The organism is Candidatus Accumulibacter meliphilus, assembly GCF_036625345.1.
GTDB classification, from domain to species: Bacteria; Pseudomonadota; Gammaproteobacteria; order Burkholderiales; family Rhodocyclaceae; genus Accumulibacter; species Accumulibacter meliphilus.
Genome location: NZ_JAZKTZ010000003.1, coordinates 44,777 through 67,778, shown reverse-complemented (window position 1 = coordinate 67,778; position 23,002 = coordinate 44,777). Strand labels below are relative to the sequence as shown.

At 61.2% G+C, this 23,002-nt stretch carries 22 protein-coding genes; 18 read left to right on the top strand and 4 right to left on the bottom strand.

Features of this window, described 5'->3' with window-relative positions; genetic code table 11:
• The first annotated feature begins 506 nt into the window (after positions 1-506).
• The 8 genes from V5B40_RS06575 to V5B40_RS06540 all read left to right on the top strand — a co-directional run bounded on the left by V5B40_RS06575 (position 507) and on the right by V5B40_RS06540 (position 9,175).
• Entirely contained in the window at positions 507-2,594 is a 2,088-nt protein-coding gene (locus tag V5B40_RS06575; protein ID WP_332353771.1) for a helix-turn-helix domain-containing protein, read from the top strand.
• A gap of 240 nt (positions 2,595-2,834) precedes the next feature.
• Complete coding sequence (locus tag V5B40_RS06570; protein ID WP_332353770.1) at positions 2,835-4,376, top strand: IS66 family transposase; 1,542 nt, start codon at positions 2,835-2,837, stop codon at positions 4,374-4,376.
• A gap of 52 nt (positions 4,377-4,428) precedes the next feature.
• The gene (locus V5B40_RS06565; protein ID WP_332353769.1) at positions 4,429-5,259 is read left to right on the top strand and encodes a DUF4338 domain-containing protein; all 831 of its coding nucleotides are present in this window, start codon (positions 4,429-4,431) and stop codon (positions 5,257-5,259) included.
• Positions 5,260-5,394: 135 nt separating this feature from the next.
• Entirely contained in the window at positions 5,395-6,039 is a 645-nt protein-coding gene (locus tag V5B40_RS06560) for a DsbC family protein (RefSeq protein WP_332353768.1), read from the top strand.
• A 151-nt stretch (positions 6,040-6,190) separates the two neighbouring features.
• Positions 6,191-6,724, top strand: coding sequence for a DUF6431 domain-containing protein (locus V5B40_RS06555; RefSeq protein WP_332353731.1), 534 nt, complete (start codon positions 6,191-6,193; stop codon positions 6,722-6,724).
• Positions 6,725-6,853: 129 nt separating this feature from the next.
• Positions 6,854-8,182, top strand: a complete 1,329-nt coding sequence (locus V5B40_RS06550; protein WP_332353652.1) for a DDE-type integrase/transposase/recombinase — start codon at positions 6,854-6,856, stop codon at positions 8,180-8,182.
• A gap of 1 nt (position 8,183) precedes the next feature.
• Positions 8,184-8,978 (top strand): ExeA family protein, encoded by a 795-nt coding sequence (locus V5B40_RS06545; protein WP_332353730.1) that lies wholly within the window; start codon positions 8,184-8,186, stop codon positions 8,976-8,978.
• On the top strand, positions 8,975-9,175 hold the full coding sequence (locus V5B40_RS06540) for a hypothetical protein (RefSeq protein WP_332353729.1): 201 nt from the start codon (positions 8,975-8,977) through the stop codon (positions 9,173-9,175). Before V5B40_RS06545 ends, V5B40_RS06540 begins: the two co-directional genes overlap by 4 nt.
• Before the next feature lie 99 nt (positions 9,176-9,274).
• Here V5B40_RS06540 and V5B40_RS06535 read toward each other — a convergent pair whose 3' ends face one another.
• Positions 9,275-9,571, bottom strand: coding sequence for a hypothetical protein (locus V5B40_RS06535; RefSeq protein WP_332353767.1), 297 nt, complete (start codon positions 9,569-9,571; stop codon positions 9,275-9,277).
• 78 nt (positions 9,572-9,649) lie between these two features.
• On the opposite strand from V5B40_RS06535, the gene V5B40_RS06530 reads away from it, so the two are divergent.
• On the top strand, positions 9,650-10,723 hold the full coding sequence (locus V5B40_RS06530) for a phospholipase D-like domain-containing protein (RefSeq protein WP_332353766.1): 1,074 nt from the start codon (positions 9,650-9,652) through the stop codon (positions 10,721-10,723).
• Between the two features lie 285 nt (positions 10,724-11,008).
• Here V5B40_RS06530 and V5B40_RS06525 read toward each other — a convergent pair whose 3' ends face one another.
• On the bottom strand, positions 11,009-12,517 hold the full coding sequence (locus V5B40_RS06525; protein ID WP_332353765.1) for an ISNCY family transposase: 1,509 nt from the start codon (positions 12,515-12,517) through the stop codon (positions 11,009-11,011).
• On the opposite strand from V5B40_RS06525, the gene V5B40_RS06520 reads away from it, so the two are divergent.
• The 4 genes from V5B40_RS06520 to lspA all read left to right on the top strand — a co-directional run bounded on the left by V5B40_RS06520 (position 12,464) and on the right by lspA (position 16,735).
• A complete protein-coding gene (locus V5B40_RS06520; protein ID WP_332354179.1) occupies positions 12,464-12,775 on the top strand; it encodes a hypothetical protein in 312 nt (103 codons plus the stop codon). The two genes, V5B40_RS06525 and V5B40_RS06520, sit on opposite strands and share 54 nt — an antisense overlap.
• A 255-nt stretch (positions 12,776-13,030) precedes the next feature.
• Positions 13,031-14,953 (top strand): PHA/PHB synthase family protein, encoded by a 1,923-nt coding sequence (locus tag V5B40_RS06515; protein ID WP_332353764.1) that lies wholly within the window; start codon positions 13,031-13,033, stop codon positions 14,951-14,953.
• A gap of 5 nt (positions 14,954-14,958) precedes the next feature.
• On the top strand, positions 14,959-15,594 hold the full coding sequence (gene petA / locus V5B40_RS06510) for a ubiquinol-cytochrome c reductase iron-sulfur subunit (RefSeq protein WP_434735842.1): 636 nt from the start codon (positions 14,959-14,961) through the stop codon (positions 15,592-15,594).
• A gap of 94 nt (positions 15,595-15,688) precedes the next feature.
• Positions 15,689-16,735 carry a signal peptidase II gene (gene lspA / locus V5B40_RS06505; RefSeq protein ID WP_332353763.1) on the top strand — a complete coding sequence of 349 codons (1,047 nt, stop codon included), beginning with the start codon at positions 15,689-15,691 and terminating at the stop codon, positions 16,733-16,735.
• 98 nt (positions 16,736-16,833) lie between these two features.
• Here the strand turns inward: lspA and V5B40_RS06500 are convergent, their stop codons facing one another.
• Both V5B40_RS06500 and V5B40_RS06495 read right to left on the bottom strand, forming a co-directional pair.
• Positions 16,834-17,397: a class I SAM-dependent methyltransferase gene (locus V5B40_RS06500; RefSeq protein ID WP_332353762.1), complete on the bottom strand. Its 564-nt coding sequence runs from the start codon at positions 17,395-17,397 to the stop codon at positions 16,834-16,836.
• A 168-nt stretch (positions 17,398-17,565) separates the two neighbouring features.
• A complete protein-coding gene (locus V5B40_RS06495; protein ID WP_332353761.1) occupies positions 17,566-18,135 on the bottom strand; it encodes a carboxymuconolactone decarboxylase family protein in 570 nt (189 codons plus the stop codon).
• A 253-nt stretch (positions 18,136-18,388) separates the two neighbouring features.
• Between V5B40_RS06495 and V5B40_RS06490 the strand changes: the two genes are divergently transcribed.
• The 5 genes from V5B40_RS06490 (at position 18,389) to V5B40_RS06470 (ending at position 23,001) form a co-directional block, all read left to right on the top strand.
• Positions 18,389-18,781, top strand: coding sequence for a CzcE family metal-binding protein (locus tag V5B40_RS06490; RefSeq protein WP_332353760.1), 393 nt, complete (start codon positions 18,389-18,391; stop codon positions 18,779-18,781).
• A gap of 124 nt (positions 18,782-18,905) precedes the next feature.
• Positions 18,906-19,190 (top strand): periplasmic Cu(I)/Cu(II)-binding protein CopK, encoded by a 285-nt coding sequence (copK, locus tag V5B40_RS06485; RefSeq protein WP_291984726.1) that lies wholly within the window; start codon positions 18,906-18,908, stop codon positions 19,188-19,190.
• 486 nt (positions 19,191-19,676) lie between these two features.
• A complete protein-coding gene (locus tag V5B40_RS06480) occupies positions 19,677-20,078 on the top strand; it encodes a copper-binding protein (RefSeq protein WP_434735841.1) in 402 nt (133 codons plus the stop codon).
• Positions 20,079-20,155: 77 nt separating this feature from the next.
• A complete protein-coding gene (locus tag V5B40_RS06475) occupies positions 20,156-21,460 on the top strand; it encodes a TolC family protein (RefSeq protein WP_332353759.1) in 1,305 nt (434 codons plus the stop codon).
• Positions 21,457-23,001 carry an efflux RND transporter periplasmic adaptor subunit gene (locus V5B40_RS06470; RefSeq protein WP_332353758.1) on the top strand — a complete coding sequence of 515 codons (1,545 nt, stop codon included), beginning with the start codon at positions 21,457-21,459 and terminating at the stop codon, positions 22,999-23,001. Before V5B40_RS06475 ends, V5B40_RS06470 begins: the two co-directional genes overlap by 4 nt.
• Position 23,002 lies beyond the last annotated feature (1 nt).

Genomic DNA, 23,002 nt, shown 5'->3' with positions numbered 1-23,002 from the left:
CCTTGGCAAAACACACGGCACATTGCGCATCTTTCGCGGAGCGAGGCGTAAGGGGAGGGTGGAGGCTGGTCCGCTGACGCCGCGGTCAGAGGAGGTCGCCCACACCCTGAAATCGACATTCCCTGATTGCCGGGGTTGGCTGATGAATGCTGTATCAGCAGACCTCCCGGAATTGCGACTCAGACGCCCCGCTAACCGCGTGATTCAAAAGCCTTATCGTCGTTTTTTGGACCTTCGTCACGCCGGGAACGGAAAACGTTTATTGGACAACGATGCTTATATCCTATTGTAAATACGCAATAACAAGTGCAATAAGCATAAATCTCATGCTAGAATCGCGTCAGGCAGCGGGGACCTGGGGGTGAGGGGTGACGCAGAGCGAGTTATTGGAACCAGCGGTTAAGCAGGAAGGCCGTTTCGACTTGGGCAGAGGCTATTGTCTGCACCTTCCGCGTGGCCCTCGCAGCCAGGGTGACCTTTATCATCATGGCAGTCTGAGCAAACGGGTGAATCTTGCCGACAAGGCCGAGCGGCGCCTCCTGGTGGTTGAGTTATTACAGAGGAAGCTGAACCAGACGCGCTTGGCCGAGGTGCTCAATCTCAGTCGCCAGACGCTGCACAACTATCGCGAGTGCTATCGGCTCTTTGGGGTGACCGGCCTGCTGCATGGCTATAGTCCGAGCCACAGCGTGAGCGAAGAACGGCAAGGTCGGCTGCATGTTGACAAACGCCGCCCCGGCTCCAAGGCCCGCGAACTCGAAGCTTTGCGGCGTGCCGAGAAGAGGCTGACCGCGGAAGTAACACAAGAGGAACTCGCGTGGGATGGCGAAGCCGCGGCGCGGTGTGCGCTGGAGGAAGCGCCCCTCGAAGAGGTCGTGCGTGTCGATCAGCCGAGCCGCCAGACAGTCGCGGAGCAGGCCTCACCGGAACAGGTTCCCGCCGCAGTGATCGAGCTTCCCTATGCGGAACACCATGACTGGGAAGCCAGCCGCTATGCCGGCATTTTCCCTGTCTTGCTGGTCCTGATGAGCCAAGGGCAGTGGATGCAACGACTCTCCCAGCTGTTCGGCAACGGTTGGCGCATCTTCCAGGTGTTCGTGCTGATGGCGGTGCGTAACATCCGCTCCATTGAGCAGCTCAAACATGAGCGGCGCGAGGAGGCGGGACGGCTCCTGGGCTTGGGGCGGCTACCCGCTCTCGACACGCTGTGGTCCTGGTTCCATGACGTCGCCGGCAAGTCGCGGGCCGAGGCGCTGTTGAAGGCGTTTTTTGCCGATCAGATCCGCTGCGGCCTGGTCGCCACCCGGCTGTGGTTTACGGACGGTCATCTCTTGCCTTATACCGGACAGGACAAGGTGCATGCGGCCTGGAATACACAGCGGCGGATGCCGATGCCCGGACAGACCAATCTGGTCACTTGTGACGAACAGGGGCGCATCGTCTATTTCGACATTCAGGAGGGCAAGGGAGACCTGCGCGCTCAGATTCTGAAGCTTGGCGAGTATGCGCGACAACAGTCCCTGGGAACCCCGCCGGTACAGGTCTTCGACCGTGAGGGCGATGGGCTGGGCTTTTTCAGCGAACTCGTGCGCCGCCGCACCCCCTTCATCACTTGGGAGAAGAACGCCAATCCTGCGCGGCTCAGGGCCTTGCCGGCCGCAGACTTCACGCACAGCGTGTCGATGAACGGCACGGATTATCGCCTGCTCGAAGAGACCAAGGCGTGCCTCTACCCACCTAAAACCGATCCCGATCCCGATCCCGATCCCGATCCCGACACCGGCATGGCCGAGCTGGCGCATACGTTCGACCTGCGTCGGGTGGTGTTGTGGAATTTGCGTACCAATCACCGCATCAGCGTGCTCTGCTGGGACGCTGACCTTCAGTGGTCGCCGCAAGAGGTGCTGACCGCGATGCTCAGTCGCTGGGGCGCCTCGGAGAACACTTTCAAACACCTCAAGGGGCGTCATCCCTATCATTACCATCCGGGTTTCGGCTTGGCCGAGAGCGACAAACAGGACATCGCCAATCCCCAGATCAAAGGGCTTGCGCAGCAGATTGCGAGCACCCAGGGCCATCTCGCCAAGCTTTACAAGCAACAGGCCAAGACTCAACCCAGCTTCAATCGGGACGGAAGTGAGCGCCACAACAGTCGGCATCGGCGGCTTGCTGCGGCCATCGCCGTGAGCGAAACGCAACTCAAACAACTCCAGGCTGACAAGGCTCGCTTGCCCGAGCGCGTCAATGTCACGGGGCTGTCCGATTACCGCTCCTTCAACGCCATCGATAACGAGGGCAAGAATCTCTTCGACTTCGTCACGAGTTCCGTATGGAACGTGCGCCGCCAGCTTCTCGATTGGCTTGACGACAGCTATGCCAAGGATAGCGATCGGGTGGACCTGCTCTATGCGATTTTCAACTGCCATGGCTGGGTACGCAGTGACGAACACTGGGTGGTCGTTCGCCTGGAGCCGCTACAGCAACCCGCACGCCGTTATGCCCAAGAACAGCTGTGCCGTAAGCTCACTGGTCTCGGCGCCAGGATCCCCGGCGGAAAATGGCTGCGCATCGAGGTCGGCCAGTCTCCGCTATGAGACGGCCTTCGCCGACCTACTGTCCAAAATTAGACCACGTTCCCCGGGGATTCCGGGAGGTCTGTATCAGTGTCGAGAAGCGTAACTCCTCAATAACCCCGGGCATGGCCGTTCGCTGAATCTGGAATTCTTGCTTGCAGGTAGTGCTGGACACAGCTCGCGAAGCGTGGTTCAATTGCAGGCATGAGCACGGAGCCCCCTCGGACACTACCCCGTATCCCTGATATCTCTGCCGACGAGATGACGCCGGTGGTCGTGCTGCTGCTGGAAATCTGTCATGGGCAGCAGGAACAGATTCAGGCGCTGCGCGATGAGCTTGCGCAGCTGAAGGGTCAGAAGCCGAAACCGGTGATCAAGCCCTCGGCGCTGGAAGGCGAGCGAAGCGGGAAGGAGAAGGGGAGCCGGCCGAAGTCCCGTGGCAAGCGCGACAAGACGGCAAAGCTTGAGATCCACGAGTCGGTCAAGCGGCCGCCGGCGGCGGATGTTCCGCAGAACAGTCGCTTCAAGGGGTACCAGGATTTCGTGGTGCAGGACATCCGGATCGGCGTGCACAATACCCGGTATCGGCTGGAGCGCTGGGTTACCCCCGAGGGAGAGCGCTTGATCGGGCAGTTGCCTACCGAGATCGGGGGTATGCACTTCGGCCCGCAGCTGCGCGCTTTCATCCTCTATCAGTACCACCATGCCCATGTGACGCAGCCGTTATTGCTCGAAGAGTTGCGGGAGTGGCAGATCGACATCTCGGCCGGGCAGCTCAGCGCCTTGATCACCGATGGCCATACGGACTTCCATCGCGAGAAAGACGCTCTGCTGCAAGCCGGACTACAAGGCAGCCGGTACGTTCAAGTGGACGATACGGGGGCGCGCCATCAGGGCAAAAATGGGTACTGTACGCATATCGGTAACGAACGCTTCGCCTGGTTCGCGAGCACCGGCAGCAAGAGCCGGATCAATTTCCTGGAATTGCTCCGCGCCGGGCACGATGCCTACACCCTTAACGAAGCGGCACTGGCCTACATGGCCGAGCACAAGCTGCCCGGCGCTCAACTCCAGGCACTCACCTCCCTGGCACCGGCGGCATGGACAGGTCAAGCCGCCTGGCAGGCGCTGTTGGCTCAGCAGACCATCACGGATCCGCGCCATGTCCGCGTGGTCACCGAAGGCGCGTTGCTGGGTACCGTCGTCGCGCACGGCGTCGCCCCCGATCTGGCGATCCTCAGCGATGACGCCGGGCAGTTCGATGTGCTGATCCACGCCCTGTGCTGGATCCATGCCGAACGGGTGCTCGCCAAACTGCTCGGCTTCAATGCGCCGCAACGCGCGGCGCTGGCCTCGACGCGCAGCGAGCTGTGGGCGATCTACGATGCGCTCAAGGCGTACAAAGAAGCGCCTGATGTGCTCACCGCCGCCGCGATCGAAGCACGCTTCGGGAAGCTTTGTGCCACCCGGACCGGCTATGCCAGCCTCGATCAGGCATTAAAACGAATGCGCCGCAACCAGGCGGAGTTGTTGCGCGTGCTGCAACGTCCCGAGCTGCCCCTACACAACAACCTCAGCGAGTCGGATATCCGCGACTACGTGAAGAAGCGCAAGATCAGCGGCTCCACCCGTAGCCCGTCGGGCCGCCGCTGCCGCGACACCTTCGCCAGCCTCAAGAAGACCTGTCGCAAGAACGGGCTGTCATTCTGGAAATATCTGGAAGACCGCATCTTCGGCTGGCATCGGATTGCGCCTCTTGGACAGTGGATCTTCGAGGGCCCGCCGACGGCGAGCATTCCCTGACGTGACCTCTGAGGCGACTCCCTGGCGCTATTGCGGGCGCCCCTTCAGCAGAGTGGAACTCGACCAGATCCGGGAGCTGATCGCGGCCAATCCGGCTGCCTTGCGCGCCGAGTTGTCCCGGCTCGTCTGTGCCAAGCTTGGCTGGAGCCGCGAGGACGGGCGGCTCAAGGACATGAGCTGCCGCGTGGCGATGCTGCGCATGCAGGCCGACGGCTTGCTGCAACTCCCCCCGCCGCGCAACGGCAATCACAACGGAAAACCCTGGCGCCGTCGCACCGCTCAGGCCGAACCCGAGGGGCCCCTAAGGGCAGATGGCCCTCGTGCCCTGGGGACACTGCAACTGCACCGGGTCAGCAATCGCGCCGAATCGCATCTGCACAACGAGTACCTCGACCGTTATCACTACCTCGGCTATCAACCGCTGCCCGGCGCCCAATTGCGCTACTTCGTTCGGGCGGGCGGACGGCTCGTCGCCTTGCTCAGTTTCGGCGCCGCCGCCTGGAAGACCCAGCCGCGCGACCACTACATCGGCTGGACCCCCTCGCAACGCCAGGCGCACCTGCACCGGGTCGTGAATAATGCTCGATTCCTCATCCTGCCGTGGATCGAATGCAAGAATCTGGCCTCGTCCATCTTGGCTCGTGCAGCCCGGGAGATCGCCGCCGACTGGCCAGTCCAGTACGGTTACCGGCCGCTCTTGCTCGAAACTTTCGTCGAGCAAGAGCGCTTTCGCGGCACCGCTTACCGAGCGGCCAACTGGCTCTGCCTTGGACAAACCACCGGTCGCGGCAAGCTCGATGTCCACCACCAAGCCTTGCTGCCCATCAAAACCGTCTGGGTCTATCCCCTCGACCGAAACTTCAGGCGCGTGCTCTGTCGGTGACCGTAGCGTTCCGGCTCCGACCCAAGCGCATGCACGCACGCCCGGGGTTATTGAGGAGTTACCGAGAAGCGCAGTAGTGCGCTACGCGATCGATGCTTTTGGAAACACCAACCCAGCAAAGCCGGAGAAAAGAAGATGTACAAGAAGCTCGTATCGCTCGCCCTTGCGGCTACGTTCAGCTTGCCGACACTCGCCGACGAAGCCACCGTGAAGAAGGCGGTCGAAGCCAAACTCGGAGGCGTGGTGACCAGTGTTACCAGGACCCCCTATCTAGGGCTCTATGAAGTCTACGCCAATGGCCGGGAGGTCATTTACACCGACGAGAAAGTCTCGGTGCTGCTCGTCGGCTCGCTGATTGATGGCAAGACGATGAAGAACGTAACCGCCGAGCGAAAGCAGAAACTCAGCGCGATAAAGTTCTCTGACTTGCCTCTGGCGCTCGCCGTCAAGCAGGTGCGCGGTGATGGCAAGCGTGTTTTTGCGACCTTCGAGGACCCGAACTGCGGCTACTGCAAGCGCTTGGCCAAGGAAACCGCCAAGCTGGAAAACGTGACCATCTACACTTTCCTCTACCCGATCCTCTCGCCAGATTCTCTCGAGAAGTCCAATCAGATCTGGTGTTCCTCTGATCGGGCGAAGGCGTGGAACGAGTGGATGATCGATGGCAAGCCGCCGGCAGGCAAGGGCGATTGCGATACCACGGCAGTCAAGGAAAGCATCGAGATGGGCCGCAAGCTGGCGATCAGCGGCACGCCTGTTACGTCCGCCGCTCTCCAGTAACTGACGGCGTCGCCTATCCCATGAACGGCGAGAGCGAAGGAAGGCGTGCTGCCTGAACGAGGCTGGGACGACGTGAACGAAAGATGGGCCGGGACACCTCTGTTATCGTGGGAAGTTATCAAGACAACCGAGATAGAAGAGAGCCCAGCCCATGCAGCGAATTGTAGCCGGCATCGACACGATCGAGCAGCATCTTGAGGCCGTCAGGCAAGCCCCCGAAGTGTATCGGCCGCCGTGCTGCCCGCATTGCGGGCTCAAGATCCTTTGGCCACACGGGCACTATGAGCGCAAGGCCGACCGACGAGCCGGGCAGGTTTCCCTCAACCCGATACCGATCTGCCGCTACCGTTGCTCTGGTTGTCGGCGCACCTGTTCACGTCTGCCGGCGTGCATCGCACCGCGCCGCTGGTATGACTGGTCGGTGCAGCAAGCCCACCTCGAACGGCAGTTGAGCGAACGCTCCGATCGGCGCCGTGCACTCGGCAGCCTGCCGGACCGGCGTACCGCCGGTCGCTGGTGGGACTGGCTACAGAAGAGCAGCCTGCTGTTCGAGTTTCACCTGCGCGCCCGCTGTGCCGAACTCGGGCGGGCCGCCGACTTCGGCGCTTTCTGGCGTCGGGTATTCGAATCCATGGGCCTGGTGCAAGCCATGACCCTCCTTGATCAAGAGCTGAACATCCCGTGATGTCCTGATCCTGAACGAGCGGCGGACAGGGCAGACCCCGCCCGGGCGGGGTCCCCACACAGTTTGCTCCTGTCATTATCCGGGTCCTTCTGGTTTGATCACCTCTCCGATTTATCACAAGGAGTGGTCATGAACCCGATTGATCCGAAAGCCCTGTTTCGCCTGTCCGTCCTGGGTCCGCTGATTAGCCGCGAGCGGCTGGAGCGGGGAGAACTGCAACAGATTCTGCGCGAGCTGGCCAGCCGCGAATACGCCATTCCCGGCACCCGTCGGCGGCATCTGAGCGAGAAGACGATTCAGGCCTGGTACTACGCCTGGCGCCTCCACAAGCTCGATGGGCTGACGCCCAAGGTACGCGCCGACCGCGGGCAATCGAAGCTCTCCGCCGCCACCCAGGCCGCCATTCTTGCCGCCAAGCGCGACAACCCGCGGCGCTCGCTGTGCCAGATTCGCCAATTGCTCGAAGCGGCCGGCACCGTCGCCCGTGGCGGCCTCGCCCGCTCGACCATTCACCGTCTGCTGCAGCAGCACGGTCTGTCACGAATCAGCGGCTCGGCCAGCCTGCCGGAAGAGAAACGCAGCTTTGTCGCCGCGACCGCGGGGGCGATCTGGTATGGCGACGTGATGCACGGCCCACGCGTCCCGATCGGCGGCAAACTCGCCAAGAGCTATCTCGTCTCACTGTTCGACGACGCTTCCCGGTTGCTCACGCACAGCGCCTTCTGCCCTGGCGAGACCGCTCTGGACATCGAAGGCGTGCTCAAGCAGGCGGTGCTCAGGCGCGGCATTCCGCTCAAGTTGGTCGTTGATAATGGCGCCGCCTATCGCGCCGAAACTTTGCAGGGGATCTGCGCCCGGCTGGGCATCCATCTCATTCACTGCCGGCCGTACGCGCCCGAGGGCAAGGGCAAATTGGAGCGCTGGCACCGTACCTGCCGCGATCAGTTTCTCAGCGAACTCGACGAGCGCCATATCGCCAGCCTGGACGATCTCAACGCGCGTTTGTGGGCTTGGCTCGAGCAGGTTTATCACCGCCGCCCGCATGCCAGTCTGGACGGCATCAGCCCTTTGGCACGTTACCAGCAGGACCTGTCCAGGATTCGCCCGCTCGGGCCGTTGGCGGCGAAGCTCGATCTCTTGTTCCGGCATCGCGTCAGCCGTCTGGTGCGCAAGGATGGCACGGTGTCGTATCACGGCAAACGCTTCGAGGTGCCGTTCGAGCTCTCCGGTCAAACGGTGTCTCTGGTGGTCGATCCGCATACCGAGGTAGTGATCGGCGTCGAGGACGAGGAAGGGAAAGCGATCGGCGCGGCGACGCCGCTCGATGCACTGGCCAACGCCACACGTCGGCGACGCCAGCCGGACCCGGCGAACACTGACCCAGCGCCCCCGACGAAGAGCGGCCCGAATCTGATCGAGCTGATCTATCAGCAATATTACGACTGCAAGGGGGAGTGAAATGGACTTGCAACACTTTGGTTTGCGGCATTCGCCGCTGGGCAAGGAAGCGGCCGAGTTGTGGGATGACGGTGCGCTGGGGCTGTTGGCGGAGCGCTTCGCCTGGTTGTTGCACTCGCCCGGAGTCGGCCTGATCACCGGCGAACCGGGAGTGGGCAAGACGGCCGCCTTGCGCCAGCTGACCCGCGGCCTGAATCCGCATCGCCACCTGGTGATCTATCAGGCGGAGACGGATTTCGGGCGGCTCGATATCTATCGCGGTCTGGCGCGCGCTCTGGGAGTGGAAGCGGGCTATCGGCGGGCGCAGCTGTGGCGCGATCTGAAGGAGCGCATCCTGCAACTGGTCGATGGCCGCCAGTTGGTGCCGGTATGGATCATCGACGAGGCGCAGAATCTGCCGCTGGAGTTCTTCCGCGATTTGCCGGCCTTTCTCAACTTCGCTTTTGATACACGCGATGTGATGTCGGTCTGGTTGATCGGCCATCCGGCACTGGCGCAAACACTGGAGCGGGCGCCGTATGCGGCGCTGGCCGGGCGCGTTCAGGTACGCGTGCAGCTCAAACCGGTGCTCGAACGCGAGCGCTTTGCGCAACTGATCCAGCACAGCCTGAAGAGCGCCGGTTGCACGCATACGCTGCTCAGCGATTCGGGTCTGGAGATCTTGCGGCAGGCCAGCAAGGGGCTACCGCGGCACGCCGGGAGAATTCTGCGCACGGCGATGCGCCTGGCGGTACCACGCGGCCTCAATCATCTGCCGGACGATCTCTTGCAGTTGGCGATCGAGGAATTGCGATGAGCCGCCGCTCTGCTCTCCCGTTGTTCCCCGATGGGCTCTCCGATGAAAGCGCGGCAGTGCTCAGTGAATTCCTTAACCAGCTCGCCGTCGCATGCGAAAGCCGTTACTTCGTACAGCTGCGCCGCTACCACCAGCGGCAGATGAATCTGTACGATCCCGAAGCCCCCTGGCGGACCACGCCGCTGCCGCCTCGGTAGCGCCTTCATCCCACGCTGCCGCCGGGATAGATGTTCCCGTCGCAGCGTGGGACTCGGCCAGCGTTTCAACCTCGAAAAGCTTGGGCCGAGGGCTCTAAATCAGCGCAGGACGTAACACACGCCGACGATTTTCTTTGCGGACGGCGAGCGAATTGCCGGCGCTATCCCGCAGGCCAAGATCGAGCAAAAGCTCGCCGAGGTTCGAGCTCCGGTCGAGTAGGTGGCGGTAGGACCCGCGAAGGCGAGCAGCGCGCCGACGATGGAATTCGCGAGAGCCTGCTGCTTGCTGCCGTGGCGGTCGATATTTCTCAGGCTCCAGATCGAGAACCACATTGACTGTGTGACGAGCAGCAATATCGCCGTTATGGCGACACTCGGGAAGCCGTACTCATACAAGCCGCGGAAGCCATGAGCCCGAATTCCCGCGCTCTCGCCCCGTGCGCTTGCGACGCTGATTCTGCCGGCGACGTTTCAGTGCCGCTGTCCGCCCCAATGGAGATTGGGCTGTTCACCGAAGGCGATGCTCTCTACGCGGCAATGCTCGCGTCGATCAAGTGCGCCTGCCGGGTCGTACGCATGGAAAGCTACATCTTTGCGGGCGACGAGATCGGTTGGGAGTTCGCTGTGGCTTTGGCCGAGCGCGCGCAGGCGGGTGTAAAGGTGCGGCTGCATCTGGATGCAGCGGGTGCGGTCGGCGAGTCAACACTGCCGCTCGTGCAGTACGTCCTTAAGCAGGGCGTGCAAGTGCGCTGGTTTCACTGTTGGAACTGGCTCCGGCCGCTGCGCTACAACCGGCGTAACCATCGCAAGCTGTTGGTGGTCGACGAGCGTCTCGCCTATGTCGGGGGCTTCAACGTTCACCGGGAGAGCTCGCGGCGTTTCTACGGTGAGACGAGATGGCGCGATACCCATGCCTCGATCTCGGGAGCGCTCGTGCTTGAGGCGGCGGGCCTTTTTGACGCCTTCTGGGGCGGCCAGCGCCGCTGGGCATCGACACATGGCGGTGGCGCCAGCCTGATCTCGAATCACGCTGGTACCTGTAGACACCGTATTCGCTGCCTCTACTCGCAGGCCTTCTCCGGAGCGCGTGAGCACATCTATCTGACTACCCCCTATTTCGTTCCCGACCTGCTCATGCAACAGCGCCTGATGATGGCTGCACGACGTGGTGTCGACGTGCAGCTACTCGTCCCGTTGCGCAACGACGTCCCGCTGGTGCGCTGGGCAGCGCGGGCGTTTTACGCCGCGTTGATCGCCGCCGGGGTGCGGGTCTACGAGTACCAGCCGCGCATGCTGCATGCGAAAACGCTCACGATCGACGGGCAGTGGGCCGCACTTGGCACCGCAAATTTTGATTACCGGAGCTTCTTCCTGAACTACGAGCTGGTCTTGGCTGTGGACGAGCCTGACGTTTGTACCCTGCTCGAACGACAGTTTCTCGATGATCTGTCCCAATCGCTAGCGGTCACGGCCGGAAGCTGGGCTCGGCGACGTTGGCCGCAGCGCGTGTTGGAGTGGGTCGGCTGGATAGCGCGTCGCTGGCTGTGAACGGCGGCCGGCATCCGTCAGCCGGACTGCTTGAAGCTTGCACTCATTTATTTTGATCAATGGCCAGGATTTGGCTTGACCTCGTAGGTAGTGCCTGACCGAAAACCCCGGTTTTTGGCGCGCGCGCCGACTTGAAAATCTCGGTTGGCCGTGAATTTCTCGTTCGTCCCGAGTTGCGCTGGCCGACTTCTGTCGATCGCGGGCCATAATGCCCGAATGTCATGGTGTTCAAACAAGCCGTTCGGACAGCGGCCGGAGTTACTGCATGGAAAAACGCTTGGCGGGCTATGCCGCCATTTTGTGGGGCATGTCGCGATCTGCGTAGCGGGTTTTGCGCTTCGCCCGCCGATTTTCCCCGTCCCGCAGGATGGCGCCGATGCGATGGATGTTCCTGGCCACTACAGCGAGCGCCACGTAGCGTTTGAATCCGTAAATCCCATGATCCGGACAGTAATCAAGACCATGGACCTCCAGTGCGTTGATCGCCGACTCGACCGCCGAGTGCTGACGTCGCGCCTTGACGAAATCCTCCGCGCTTTCCGCAGCTTGTGCCTGTTGCGACAGTTTGCCCTTGCGCGGCAACACCACCAGTTTCAAATGCGCCTGTAGTTCCTGCTGGTTTGCCGGTGAGTGAAATCCTTTGTCAAAACTACAGGCCTCCAGGTTGGCAAAATGCTGCTTGGTCGCTTTGACCATGGCCACTGCGACCTGCTCGTCCGTCTGCCTTTCCATGACTTGATGATGCAGGATGAAGCGGTGCTGGTCTTCCATGACGCAGACCCGTAAACCGAGTTCGACCGGCACGCCGGCTTTGCCTTTGCTGATCCATTCCGTGTGCGTCTCGAATATCGAAAAGACCTTCTCGGCATGCGGAATGGTTTCTCCCAGAATGACGCGCCGCCGGGTCTGGTCAATCTGCCGTACGGCATGTGCGATGAACTGTTCGATCTCGAGTTTGGCTGCCAGATGTTCAACACCGCCAGCACCGCTACACGCAGGGGTCTTGCTCAGCGTCTCCTGGGCCTTGTCCAGGTAGGCTTGGGCGACCCCCAAGTAGCTTTGGTAGGCCTCGATAAGGCGATGGTCATTGGCTTCTTTCTGCGCTTCGCTACGGGCCTTGCGATGCTTTGTGCTCTGCGCGCTGCGCAGGTGCCGCTTCAGGTGCTTGACGTTGTAGGCGTGCTGCCGCCAGTCGCTCATCCCTTGATCGGCGCTCAGGCGCGCAGTCAGTTCGATCACCTTGCGCGTGGCGTCAAAGAGCAGGTTGATATCGGTCGGATAATGGACATCAGTCTCAACAACGAAGGAGTCGCAACGCCCATGCAGGACTTCGCCTGCCGGTTTTTTTTTGACCAGTTCATGACCCGCATCGACGACGATTTGGTTGATCTTGTTCAGCAGTTCCGGCGTGAATAAGGTGACGTTGTCTTTCAGTGTTTGGTAGTGGTACGACGTCGGGTCGAACAACCCATGCCCGAGCATCTGCCGAATGGTGTTGTGCTGATTGACCAACTCATGCAGACGGTCGTAGTCGATGTTCAGGTCAAGCCGGATCACTCCGCAGACGAAGATCGACCAGAGCGTCATCCCGGGACGCCCCGTCCGTTTGTCGACCTTCGGGGCCATGTCTGACTCAAGCAACTGGAAGAGCTTTGCCCGCTTGTCTGGATCTTGGTAGAGGTACTGCAAACCTCGCAGAATCTGCGGGATGTCGTCGCGCGACTTGGCGTCAAGAATAATATGGCAAACATCGACTTCGCCAATGTGCATCTGGGTATTCTCGACAACTCGCATCGCTTGTCTCCAAAAACTCGCCTGTTTGTACTCTTCGGTAACCGCAATTATAATGCCTTTGGTCTACCCGTGACGGGCCTTTCAAAAAAGAACGAAGATTATTTCCGCTGCCGGATTGATGACCAGTTCTGGCACGAAGATCTCTACCTATTTGTCCTCAGAAGCCCGAATTTCGATGATTTCACCACAAATCATCCTGTGGCTATCAATTCTTCATCGCTCGGAAATCCGCCCAAGCCCTTGCTACTGCTCGGATGAAGGGGTTTTCGGTCAGGCACTAGGTACACACAGGTCTAGATTGACATACAACTTCTCTTGACAACTGTACGCCATGGCATATACGGCGTCGGTTGCTCGGGCGTATGTTCTTCGCCGCAGCGACGATATCGGGGTTGCGCGCGACGACAAATACAACACAGGAGCGCTTCGGTATCGATGGGCGCACTTCCATCCAGTTGAAGTCTTCTAGGTCGCCGGCTGACAAACGCTCCAGCATTGAACAGAGGAAAAATCATGATCAACAAGCACGAAGAAATCCCCGCGCCACCGGCCAAGGGGCGCGCCATAGCGAGAACGTCGCGCCAGGAAAAACCGGGCCAGGCGCCGATAGCGACGACCGAGATCACGTCAGCCGCCAACGCTGACAAGTCGACCGCGAACCCACTACCGCGCACGGCGTTCGCTCGCCGCCTCGGTGATCGCCACACGCTCGATTCCAGCGCGCTGGAAGAGATCGACCGCATGACCAATATCGCGCTGGGCCAACTCAGCGGTGGCGTTTCTCCGGCGTCGCTGGCCATGGCTTACCTCGACTGGACGGTGCACCTCGCCTCTTCGCCCGGCAAGCAGTTTCAACTGGCCGCCAAGGCAACGCGCAAGGCAATGCGCCTGGGCAGCTATGCGTTGCGATCGTTGGTCAGCGGCGACACTGAACCGTGTATCGAACCTTTGCCCGGGGACCATCGCTTCGACCATCCCGGCTGGCAGCGCTTTCCCTACAACGTCATCTACCAGGGTTTCCTGCTCAATCAGCAGTGGTGGTACAACGCGACCACCGACGTGCGAGGGATTTCCAAGCACAGTCAGGCCGCCGTTTCGTTCACTGCCCGCCAGATCCTCGACATGACGGCGCCGTGCAACATCCCCTTCTTGAACCCCGAGATTGCCGAAGCGACGATCAACGAACGCGGCGCCAACCTGGCGCGCGGGGCGAGCAACTACCGCGAAGACATCAAGCGCTCGCTGCGCGACGAGCCGCCCGCCGGGGCTGAAGCCTTCCGCGTCGGCGAGAACCTCGCCATCACACCCGGCAAGGTGATCTACCGCAATCACTTGATCGAGCTGATTCAATACACGCCGGCTACCGACACCGTCCAGCGTGAACCGGTGCTGATGCAATCGGCGTGGATGATGAAGTACTACATTCTGGACCTCTCGCCGCACAACTCGCTGGTCAAGTATCTCGTCGATCGTGGCCATACCGTGTACATGGTCTCCTGGCTTAACCCGGGTCCGGAACACCGTAATCTGGGCATGGAGGATTACCGCAAACACGGCACGCTGGCCGCTGTCGAGGTCATCTCAGAGATGCAACCCGGGCGCAAGATCCACGCCGCCGGCTATTGCCTGGGCGGCATTCTGCTCACCATCACGGCGGCGGCAATGGCGAGAGACGGCGACCACCGTCTGGCCAGCGTCACCCTGTTCACCACCATGACCGACTTTACCGAAGTCGGCGAGATCAACGTCTTCATGGACGCCAGCGAAGTGACGCTGCTCGAAGACATGATGTGGCAGAAGGGCTATCTTGATCACAAACAAGTCTCGGGCGGTTTTCAGGTGCTCAAGTCGGCCGACCTGATCTGGTCGAAGATGGTCCGCGAGTACTACCTCGGGCATCGCGAACCGATGTTCGACCTGATGGCCTGGAACGCCGACGGCACGCGCATGCCGTATCGCCAGCACTCCGAGCTGCTGCGCCGGCTGTACGTGGACAACGAGTTGTTCGAGGGCAAGTACATGGTCGAAGGCCGCGCCATCTCGATCAGCGACATCCACTGCCCGATCTTTGCCGTGGCCGCCGTGACTGACCACGTCGCCCCCTGGCACTCGGTCTACAAACTGCACCTGCAAAGCGACGCCACCGAGCTGACTTTTGTCCTGACCAGCGGCGGTCACAACGTCGGCATCGTCAACGAACCCGGGCACCCGCGCCGCTCTTACCAGCTCAGCGTGTGCCACGAAGGAGACCGCTGCATCGATCCCGAAACCTGGAAGGAAAAGACGCCGACCACGGAAGGTTCGTGGTGGCCCGCCTGGCAGCAATGGCTAGAAGCGCACTCTTCGGGCAGCGAAGCGCCGCCACTGATGGGCGCGCCCGAGAAGGGCTACGCGCCGCTTTGCGACAGTCCGGGAACCTATGTATTGAAGGAGTGACCAGCATGACTTGCGATGACTCACCAGTACTGCAAGGCGTCGATCCGCCTGACGCAGCGCACGAGCAACCAGACCTCACACGGCGACGCGTTCTGGTCGCGGCGACGACAGCCTTGGGCGGGGTCGGCATTGCCGCGGCCACGGTACCGTTTATCAGCAGCATGCTGCCCAGCGAAAGAGCCAAAGCAGCCGGCGCCCCGGTCGAGGTGGATTGCAGCAAGCTCGAACCCGGCACCTTGCTGACGGTGGGATGGCAGGGTAAGCCGATCTGGATTTTGCGTCGTACCGACGAGATGTTGCGGCTGTTGGGAACAGATGACCAGCGCTTGCGCGATCCCCAGTCGGAAGAGCCGCAGCAGCCTGCATACTGCAAGAATCCGTCGCGCGCAATCAAGCCCGAGTACCTCGTCGCGGTGGGGCTCTGCACGCACCTGGGTTGCATCCCGACTTTTCGCCCAGACATCGCGCCTGACGATCTTGGCCCAGAGTGGCGCGGCGGCTTTTATTGCCCGTGTCACGGCTCAAAGTTCGATCTCGCGGGAAGAGTGTACAAGGATGTTCCGGCGCCGACCAACCTGGTCATTCCGCGTTACACCTATTCGAGTGACGTTCAGGTCATCATCGGCACCGACGTTGGATAAGGACTCGGACGCAAAAACCATGCAATGGCTCTGCAACGTGCCGCGTGCGGAACATGGCGGAGAGAAAACAAGGATTCCCCATGGTTAGCGGTCGATGATCGCTAACACCGCGTTGTTCCAAGCCATCAGTGTGGGAACACCAGCCGCACTTGGGTCGCTGGCGTGGTTCTTCAGTCTCACTGGCAGCTACTGGACAGCGCCCCTGATTCTCTTGGGTCTGTGGTGGTGGTCGAACTCGGCCACCGATCCAGCGCGTGCCCGTGCCGGGCGACTCCAGTTCGCTGGCTTTGGCATGGCCTTCATGCTGGCTATTCTGGCGGCCATCATCATGAAGCTGTGGCTCGATTTCCCGCGCCCGCCCGTCATCCTCGGCGACCTGGTGCGTGTCCTCGGTGAGATTGAGCAGCACTACAGCCTACCCAGTGGGCATGCCACGTACTCGGCATTGGTTGTCGGCGCACTCTGGCCCTTGGTTGGACGCTATGGCCGTATCGGTTTGATCCTGTACGTCGGCTTAGTCGGCTGGTCGCGCATCGCCACCGGGAGGCATTTCCCGGTCGAGGTGCTGGCGGGTTGGGGTCTCGGATGGGGCTGTACTGCTCTTGCCAGATGGCTTATATCGCTGGCTGTGCCGGCATGGCACACGGCGTGTAGCATATCAGCTTTCGTCTGGTATGGAGTGGCCGCCTGCATCATCATGGTCGATCAGCTCGCAAAACTAGCCATCAACCACACGCTTGCTCATGGCGAACAGGTCGAAGTCACCCCGTTTTTCAACCTAGTCTATGTACTAAATTCGGGGGCTGCGTTCAGTGTTCTAGCGAACGCGAGCGGTTGGCAACGCTACTTCTTCATCGCCATCGGCTTGGCCATTTCAGCTTGGCTAGTGCGCATTTTGCGGCAGCACCTGCCCCGCCTCGAAGCGCTGGGCTATAGCCTGACCCTCGGCGGAGCGCTTGGGAACATCACGGATCGCGTATTCCGTGGGCAGGTCGTGGATTTCCTCGATTTCTATTGGCTCCACACACACTTTCCTGCCTTCAACCTTGCCGATGTAGCCATCGCGTTGGGAGCCGCCTTGCTCATTGCGGAAGCACAGAACAAAAGCGCGATAGAGGGGGCAAAGTCAAGTACGACTTAGAGCCGTTGTCTTGCCACGACTCCTCTCTGTGGTGTCTTGGTCCTTCGATGCCATCTCAAATCGCCTTTGCGTTGGATCACTGAAACAAGGAAACGGCGTCAGGCTTTCTTAAAAATTGCCCCGTAGTGGTAGGGCGGCAGATTGACCAGCCCTTCCAGTTGGAAGCCAGCCGGTTCAACTACCGCGCGGGTGTCCTCTGCAGAGATGCGAAGTTCCGTGCGTGGCCCGCGAGGCAGGCCCAGTACAGGCGTCTCTTCGCGTGTGATGCGACACCAATTGACGATTGCGAAGCGACCGGCGGGCAGGAGGATGGCGGCGATTTCCTTGGCCAGTGCGGTCTTGTCCGGCACGCCGTGGAAAGTGTTTGCCATCCAGACATAGTCTACCGGGCTGGCTATCAACCGACTTAAGTCCATCGCATCGCCGAGTAGCCAGTCACAGTTCGACATCCCGTCGCAAGCGCCTTTCGCTTGCTCCAGCATTGCCGGGTCAAGGTCGACCCCGATGACGCGGCCTGGGCCAAGCCGGCGCGCGATGGCGGCGGTGAAATAGCCGTCGCCACAACCCAAATCGACAACAGTCATCCCGGATTCGACACACAGATCCCTGACGATGCCATCGGGGTCGGGCCACAAGGCATGCCACCAGTTCTTGTCCGGCATCCCCGTAGCTTGAAACAAGCGGTCATGAGGCTTCATTTGAGGATTTCTTTGCTATTCGAGATCATGAGCATTTACGCGGTGCTGCAGAAATGGCCAAGCCGATGAAGGCCGCAAGCGCGGACAGGCTGTGCCGCTGCTCACGCTTTCTTCGTCATTCTGCGTGCCTCTCTAATCGTCCGACCTCGCCGGTTTCGCATCCACTGCGCAGAATCCCTGGGGTTCAACGCCAAGTGCCGCATTGAATTTACTCGACATGTTCTGGAACGCCACGAGCGCGGTCAGCTCGATGATTGCATCATCGTTGAAATGTGCACGCAGGCGAGCGAAGTGTTTCGCTGTCGTCTGCCGGTCAGACCACGTCATCGCCTCGGCATAGGCGAGCGCAGCTTTTTCTTGCTCAGAGAACTTCGTGCTGTCCTCGTAAACCGGGAGCTCGGCAAGCTTCCCCGAATCCACGCCGCGTTTCAGCACGGTCGCAAAATTGATATCGACGCAGAACGCGCACCAGTTGATCTGCGACACCCGCACGGTCACCAACGATCGCAAGGCGGGCGCAAGCGGTGATGTCTGCCGGTCGAGTGCGCCATAGAGCATGGCAAGGGCGGCAAAAACCTTTGGGGTACGGCCCCATAGCCTTGCCGGCTCAAGCACCGAGCCATATCGACGCCGCTGGTTCCAGAAGAACAACCTGACGTACCAGGGAAATCGATGACCCCTGGATGTGTCAACGAAAACCATGCGCTTTTCTCCATGTGTACGCCGGAAAAACTCTGACTACTCCGGCATGGTTGGCACCGAGAAGTCGTGGGCAGGGCACGCGACCGCGGATGCGATGCTTGCCTCCCGCCGCACACATGAGCCTTGGTTACAGTCATCTGACCAAATCGTAACTCGCCAGTCAGCATTCTGTTGGCATGCGTCTTCTAAGATGGCATCAGCGTCGGATGAGGACTGTCCGGCGCATTCAACCCCATCTCACGAGGAAAACATCATGAACTACAAACTCGCCAAACTGGCCCTGATAGTGGCTGCGAGTGCTACCGGTGCAACGACCGCGTTTGCTCACCAAGACTACTCCGAAGCACAGACCGCACACTGGATTTCGCACGTCTCGGAAGCCGGTGGCCAGCCAACTGCCACGCAGCTCTCCCCCTATGGTTACGCGTCACCCGGAGTCGCCACACGGGAGATCAAGATCGATAGTGGTACCAGGTTCTTGAACGTCAAGCAGCTGGAAACTGTGCGCATCGACGCCGGTGGCAAGAGCACCATCTGGACATTCGATACGCTCGGGACCACGCCGTTTCCGCTTTCAAACGTCGTTGCCGGCGCCGATGGTGTGACGGTGTATGTGAGCGAAAGTCCGGATCGCCTGGGCAGCTGACACAGGTCCAGGAGCAAGAAAACCAACCGGGGATGATGCACATTTCATCGCCCGGAGGCACTACCCGAAGTGGCTCGAGAAACATCTCTGCAATCTTTATTGAACTAACTCCAGGAGAAAGAAAATGTTGAAAAATCTGTTAATGGCCGTCGCACTGACTGGCGTTGCTGTAGCCGCCAACGCCGACGATGCTGCTCGTGCGCAAGCTGAAAAGGTGATCTCGATGAAGGACGGCTCGACGGTCTTCATCTTCAAGGGTGGCAAGATGGCCATGGAAGACAAATACGGTCGCGCCACGCGCATGGACGAGGGCCAGGTGATGGAAACCACGGATGGCCAGAAGATTATCATGCACGGCGACGAGGTCAGTCGCCTCAGCTCACTTCTCAAGGACCATAAAGGCCCTTGAGCGACAGCTGAACCTTTCGAAGCCTTGTCGCCCATTCTGACGACACGCGACATCAGACCAAACGAACGCTGCTCGTAGCGAATGGGATCGACATGATCTGCAGGCTTCTTGATCAGAGAGCTTAGGCCACTCGTTCCGCGCCTGTTCGCACGAGCACTTCGGTCGTGGTGGCGCAGCGGGGAGCGCACACAAGCCCGTAACTGTATAAAGGCGCTGCGGATATCTGGCGAAGGCCAGATACCGCGGCGTCTTCCGCTTGGACAAAGCCGGTAGAGGCACTAAGCGGCGTACCAGCACAAGCGAAGGCGGACCAGGAACGGAGGCTCAGCGCGAAGATCCGCAGGAAGCCGGCCCGCTGACGTGCATGACTGGGCTCAATGGTGGAGCAGCATTACACGAATGTAATCTATAGGTCAGCTTGTTGAGCGGATGCAATAGGTATTATTTGCGGCCTTGGCCACCGTGAATGCAGTTGCTGTGACATGTTTGCGCAAGACTGAAACTCAGAGCCTATCGACCTCCGATCATCTACCCACAGGATCCGCCATGAAACCTTTGTTTCCCGTCATTTCCCTGCTTGCCCTGGTCCTTGCCAGCCCAGTGTTTGCCGCCGCTGAACACGATTCTCATCATCCGGCGGGCAGTGCCGCAGCTAGCGTCAAGGCGGCAGCATCTGAAGGCACCGTGAAGAAAATAGACAAAGCGGCCGGCAAGATCACCATCAAGCATGGCCCGCTGGCCAATCTCGGGATGCCACCAATGACCATGGCCTTCCGTGTCAGTGATCCGACGTTGCTCGACAAGGTCAAGGCGGGCGAGAAGGTGAGCTTCACTGCGGATAACGTCGGCGACGCCTTGACGGTCACCGCACTCGAACCTGCGAAGTAGTTTCCTTTCTCCCCTACGGGAGCCGCGCGCTTCGTGAGTCGCGTATGCGACTTTCACATTAACCGGATTCCCGACAGATGATGCTTTCCACGCCAAGCGCGCTCACGGCACGCCTTGCCGCCGCCGGCTGTGTGCTGCTTGCGCTCGTGCTTGCCAACGCGTCGGCTTACGCGCAAGGCCCACTCGCCCCCCCGCTGGGCGCTTCGCTCAGCGGCTTGCTGAACTATGCGCGCGAGCACAACCCGGAACTCGGCGTGCGCAAGTTCGAAGCGCAGGCGGCGCGCGAACGGGTGGAGCCGGCGGCGGCATTGCCCGATCCGCGCTTCGAGCTCGAACTGATGGACTTCACCAACACCATGAATCCAGAACGTTCTCCTTCGCTGTTGCCGGGGCAGGTGGGCAATACCCGCTACCGGGTGGTCCAGCCCTTGCCGTTCTGGGGCAAGCGAGAACTGCGCGGTGAGGTCGCCGAGGCGCTCGCCGAACAGGTCGAAACCATGCAGGAAGGTACCGCGCTGGAGGTCGAGAACCGCATCAAGACCGCTTACGCCAGGCAGTTCCAGGCCTCGGGACAGATCCGCATCCTCCGTGAGACGCTGTCGCTGCTCGATGCCATCGAGCAACTGGTGCTGACCCGCTACGGGGTCGGCCTGGTGCCGCAGCAGGACGCCTTGCGGGCACAGAGCGAACTGACCAGCGTCAAGCTCGACCTCGTCGAGGCCGAACGTCGCCGGCGCGACAACGCCGCCAAACTCAACGCCTTGCTGGCGCGCGACGGTAATGCGCCGTTGGCCGAGCCCGTGCGCCTGCCGTCGGCTCCTGACCGGATTTCCTACAAGAGCCTACTCGAACAGATCCGCACCCGCTCGCCTGAGGTCGCACGCGAACGCTTCGGCGTCGTCGCCGCAGAAAAAGGGCGCGAACTCACCTGGTTGAACCGTTACCCGGACTTCGCCGTCGGTCTGACCAACAACCGCCCGTACAACGCTCCGGACAACTGGGAGCTGATGGTAGGGGTGACCATTCCGCTGCAGCAGTCGTCCCGTCGTGCCCAGGAGCGCGAGGCCGAAAGGCGCCTGGAGGCTGCACAGACCCGTGTGGTGGCCGCTGAAACGCGCCTCGCCGGGCGGCTCGGCGAGACGCTCGCCGCCTTCGAGGCGAGCCGCGACAAGGCCCGTTTGCTGAAGAACACGCTGTTGCCCCAGGCCAGTGCGACCTTCGAAGCCGCTCAATCGGGCTACGAGAGTGGCCGGGTGAACTTCAACACCCTGCTCGACGCAGAGAGGCAGATTCTGCGCGCGCGGCTGGCACTGCTCGACGCCGATGTCGAGACCGCCGTTCGCCTGGCCGAACTCGAACTTCTCGTGGGAGCACCGCTGTGAAACGCAATCTGACCGTGATCCTGGCGCTGGTCGCCATCGCCGCAGCGCTGGGTGCCGGCTACTGGGCCGGCAGTCGGCAGCCGGCCAGCACCGGGGAAATGGTCGCCAGCACCAGCGCAGAAGGCGCCGCGCCGGTCGAGCCTGCCGGCAAGAAGGCGCGCAAGATTCTCTACTACCGCAATCCGATGGGTCTGCCCGATACCTCGCCCGAACCGAAGAAGGATTCGATGGGCATGGACTACATCGCGGTCTACGAAGACGACGAACCCGACAGCGAGGGCGTGGTCAAGGTCAGCCCGGCGCGCGTCCAGACGCTCGGCGTCAAGACCGCGCGTGCCGAACAGCGCACCCTGGATGCGGCACTGCGAACCGTCGGCCGGGTGGAGGTCGACGAGCGCAAGGTCCACGACGTGGCGCCGCGTTTCGAGGGCTGGATCGAACGGCTGCAGGTGAGTGCCACCGGCGACCCGGTCAAGAAGGGGCAAGCGCTGTTCTCCGTCTATAGCCCGGAGCTGGTCTCTGCCCAGAAGGAGTTGCGCATTGCCGAAACGTTCGAGCGGAGTGCCGGTGATGCCGATCCGGCGGCTCGTGAGGGCGCCCGCCGGCTGGCGGAGGCGGCTCGCGAACGGCTGCGCAATTGGAAAGTCGCCGGTGCGGCCGGTTCGCAGAACGCGCTGGTCACTTTTTCGTCACCAGCCACCGGCGTGGTGCTGGAAAAGAAGGCGGTCGAGGGGATGCGTTTCATGGCTGGAACGGTCATCTACCGCATCGCCGACCTGTCCACTGTCTGGGTGATCGCCGACGTCTACGAACAGGATCTCGCACGCGTGAAGCTCGGCGAAGCCGCGCAGGTGATCATCGACGCCTTTCCGGGACACCTCTTCGAAGCGAAGGTGACCTACCTCTATCCGACCCTCAACACCGCGACGCGTACGGCGCCGGTGAGGCTCGAACTGAAGAATCACGACGGGATGCTGCGTCCGGGCATGTTCGCGCACGTCGAAATCGCCACCGCCGGGAGCGCAGCGCGCCTGACCGTGCCGCCTTCGGCGGTGATCGACACCGGCGACCGCCAGGTGGTCCTGCTCGTGCTGGGCGAGGGCAAGTACAAACCACAGGCAGTGAAAATCGGTCTGCGCGGACGTGACGCCGTCGAAATCCTCGCAGGGATCCAGGCCGGCGACGAAGTGGTGATCGCAGCCAACTTCCTGATCGACGCGGAAAGCAATCTCAAGGCCGCCTTGTCGACCTTCACTGCGCCAGAGGCGAAGGAGATGGCAAAGGCGGCGGCGAAGTCGTATCAGGCGCTGGGTTCGATCGATTCGCTGGACGCGGCGTCGAACACTGCGTCCGTCACGCACGAGCCGATTCCGGCGCTGAAGTGGCCGGCGATGACCATGGACTTCGGCCTGGCGACTCCCGAGGTGGCGAAGGGCATTCCGCCCGGCGCGCCGATCCGCTTCGAGTTCGAGGACCGGGGCGATGGCGAGTTCGTGATCACCCGCATCGAGAAGGCCACCGCCAGGCACGAGGGCCACTGAG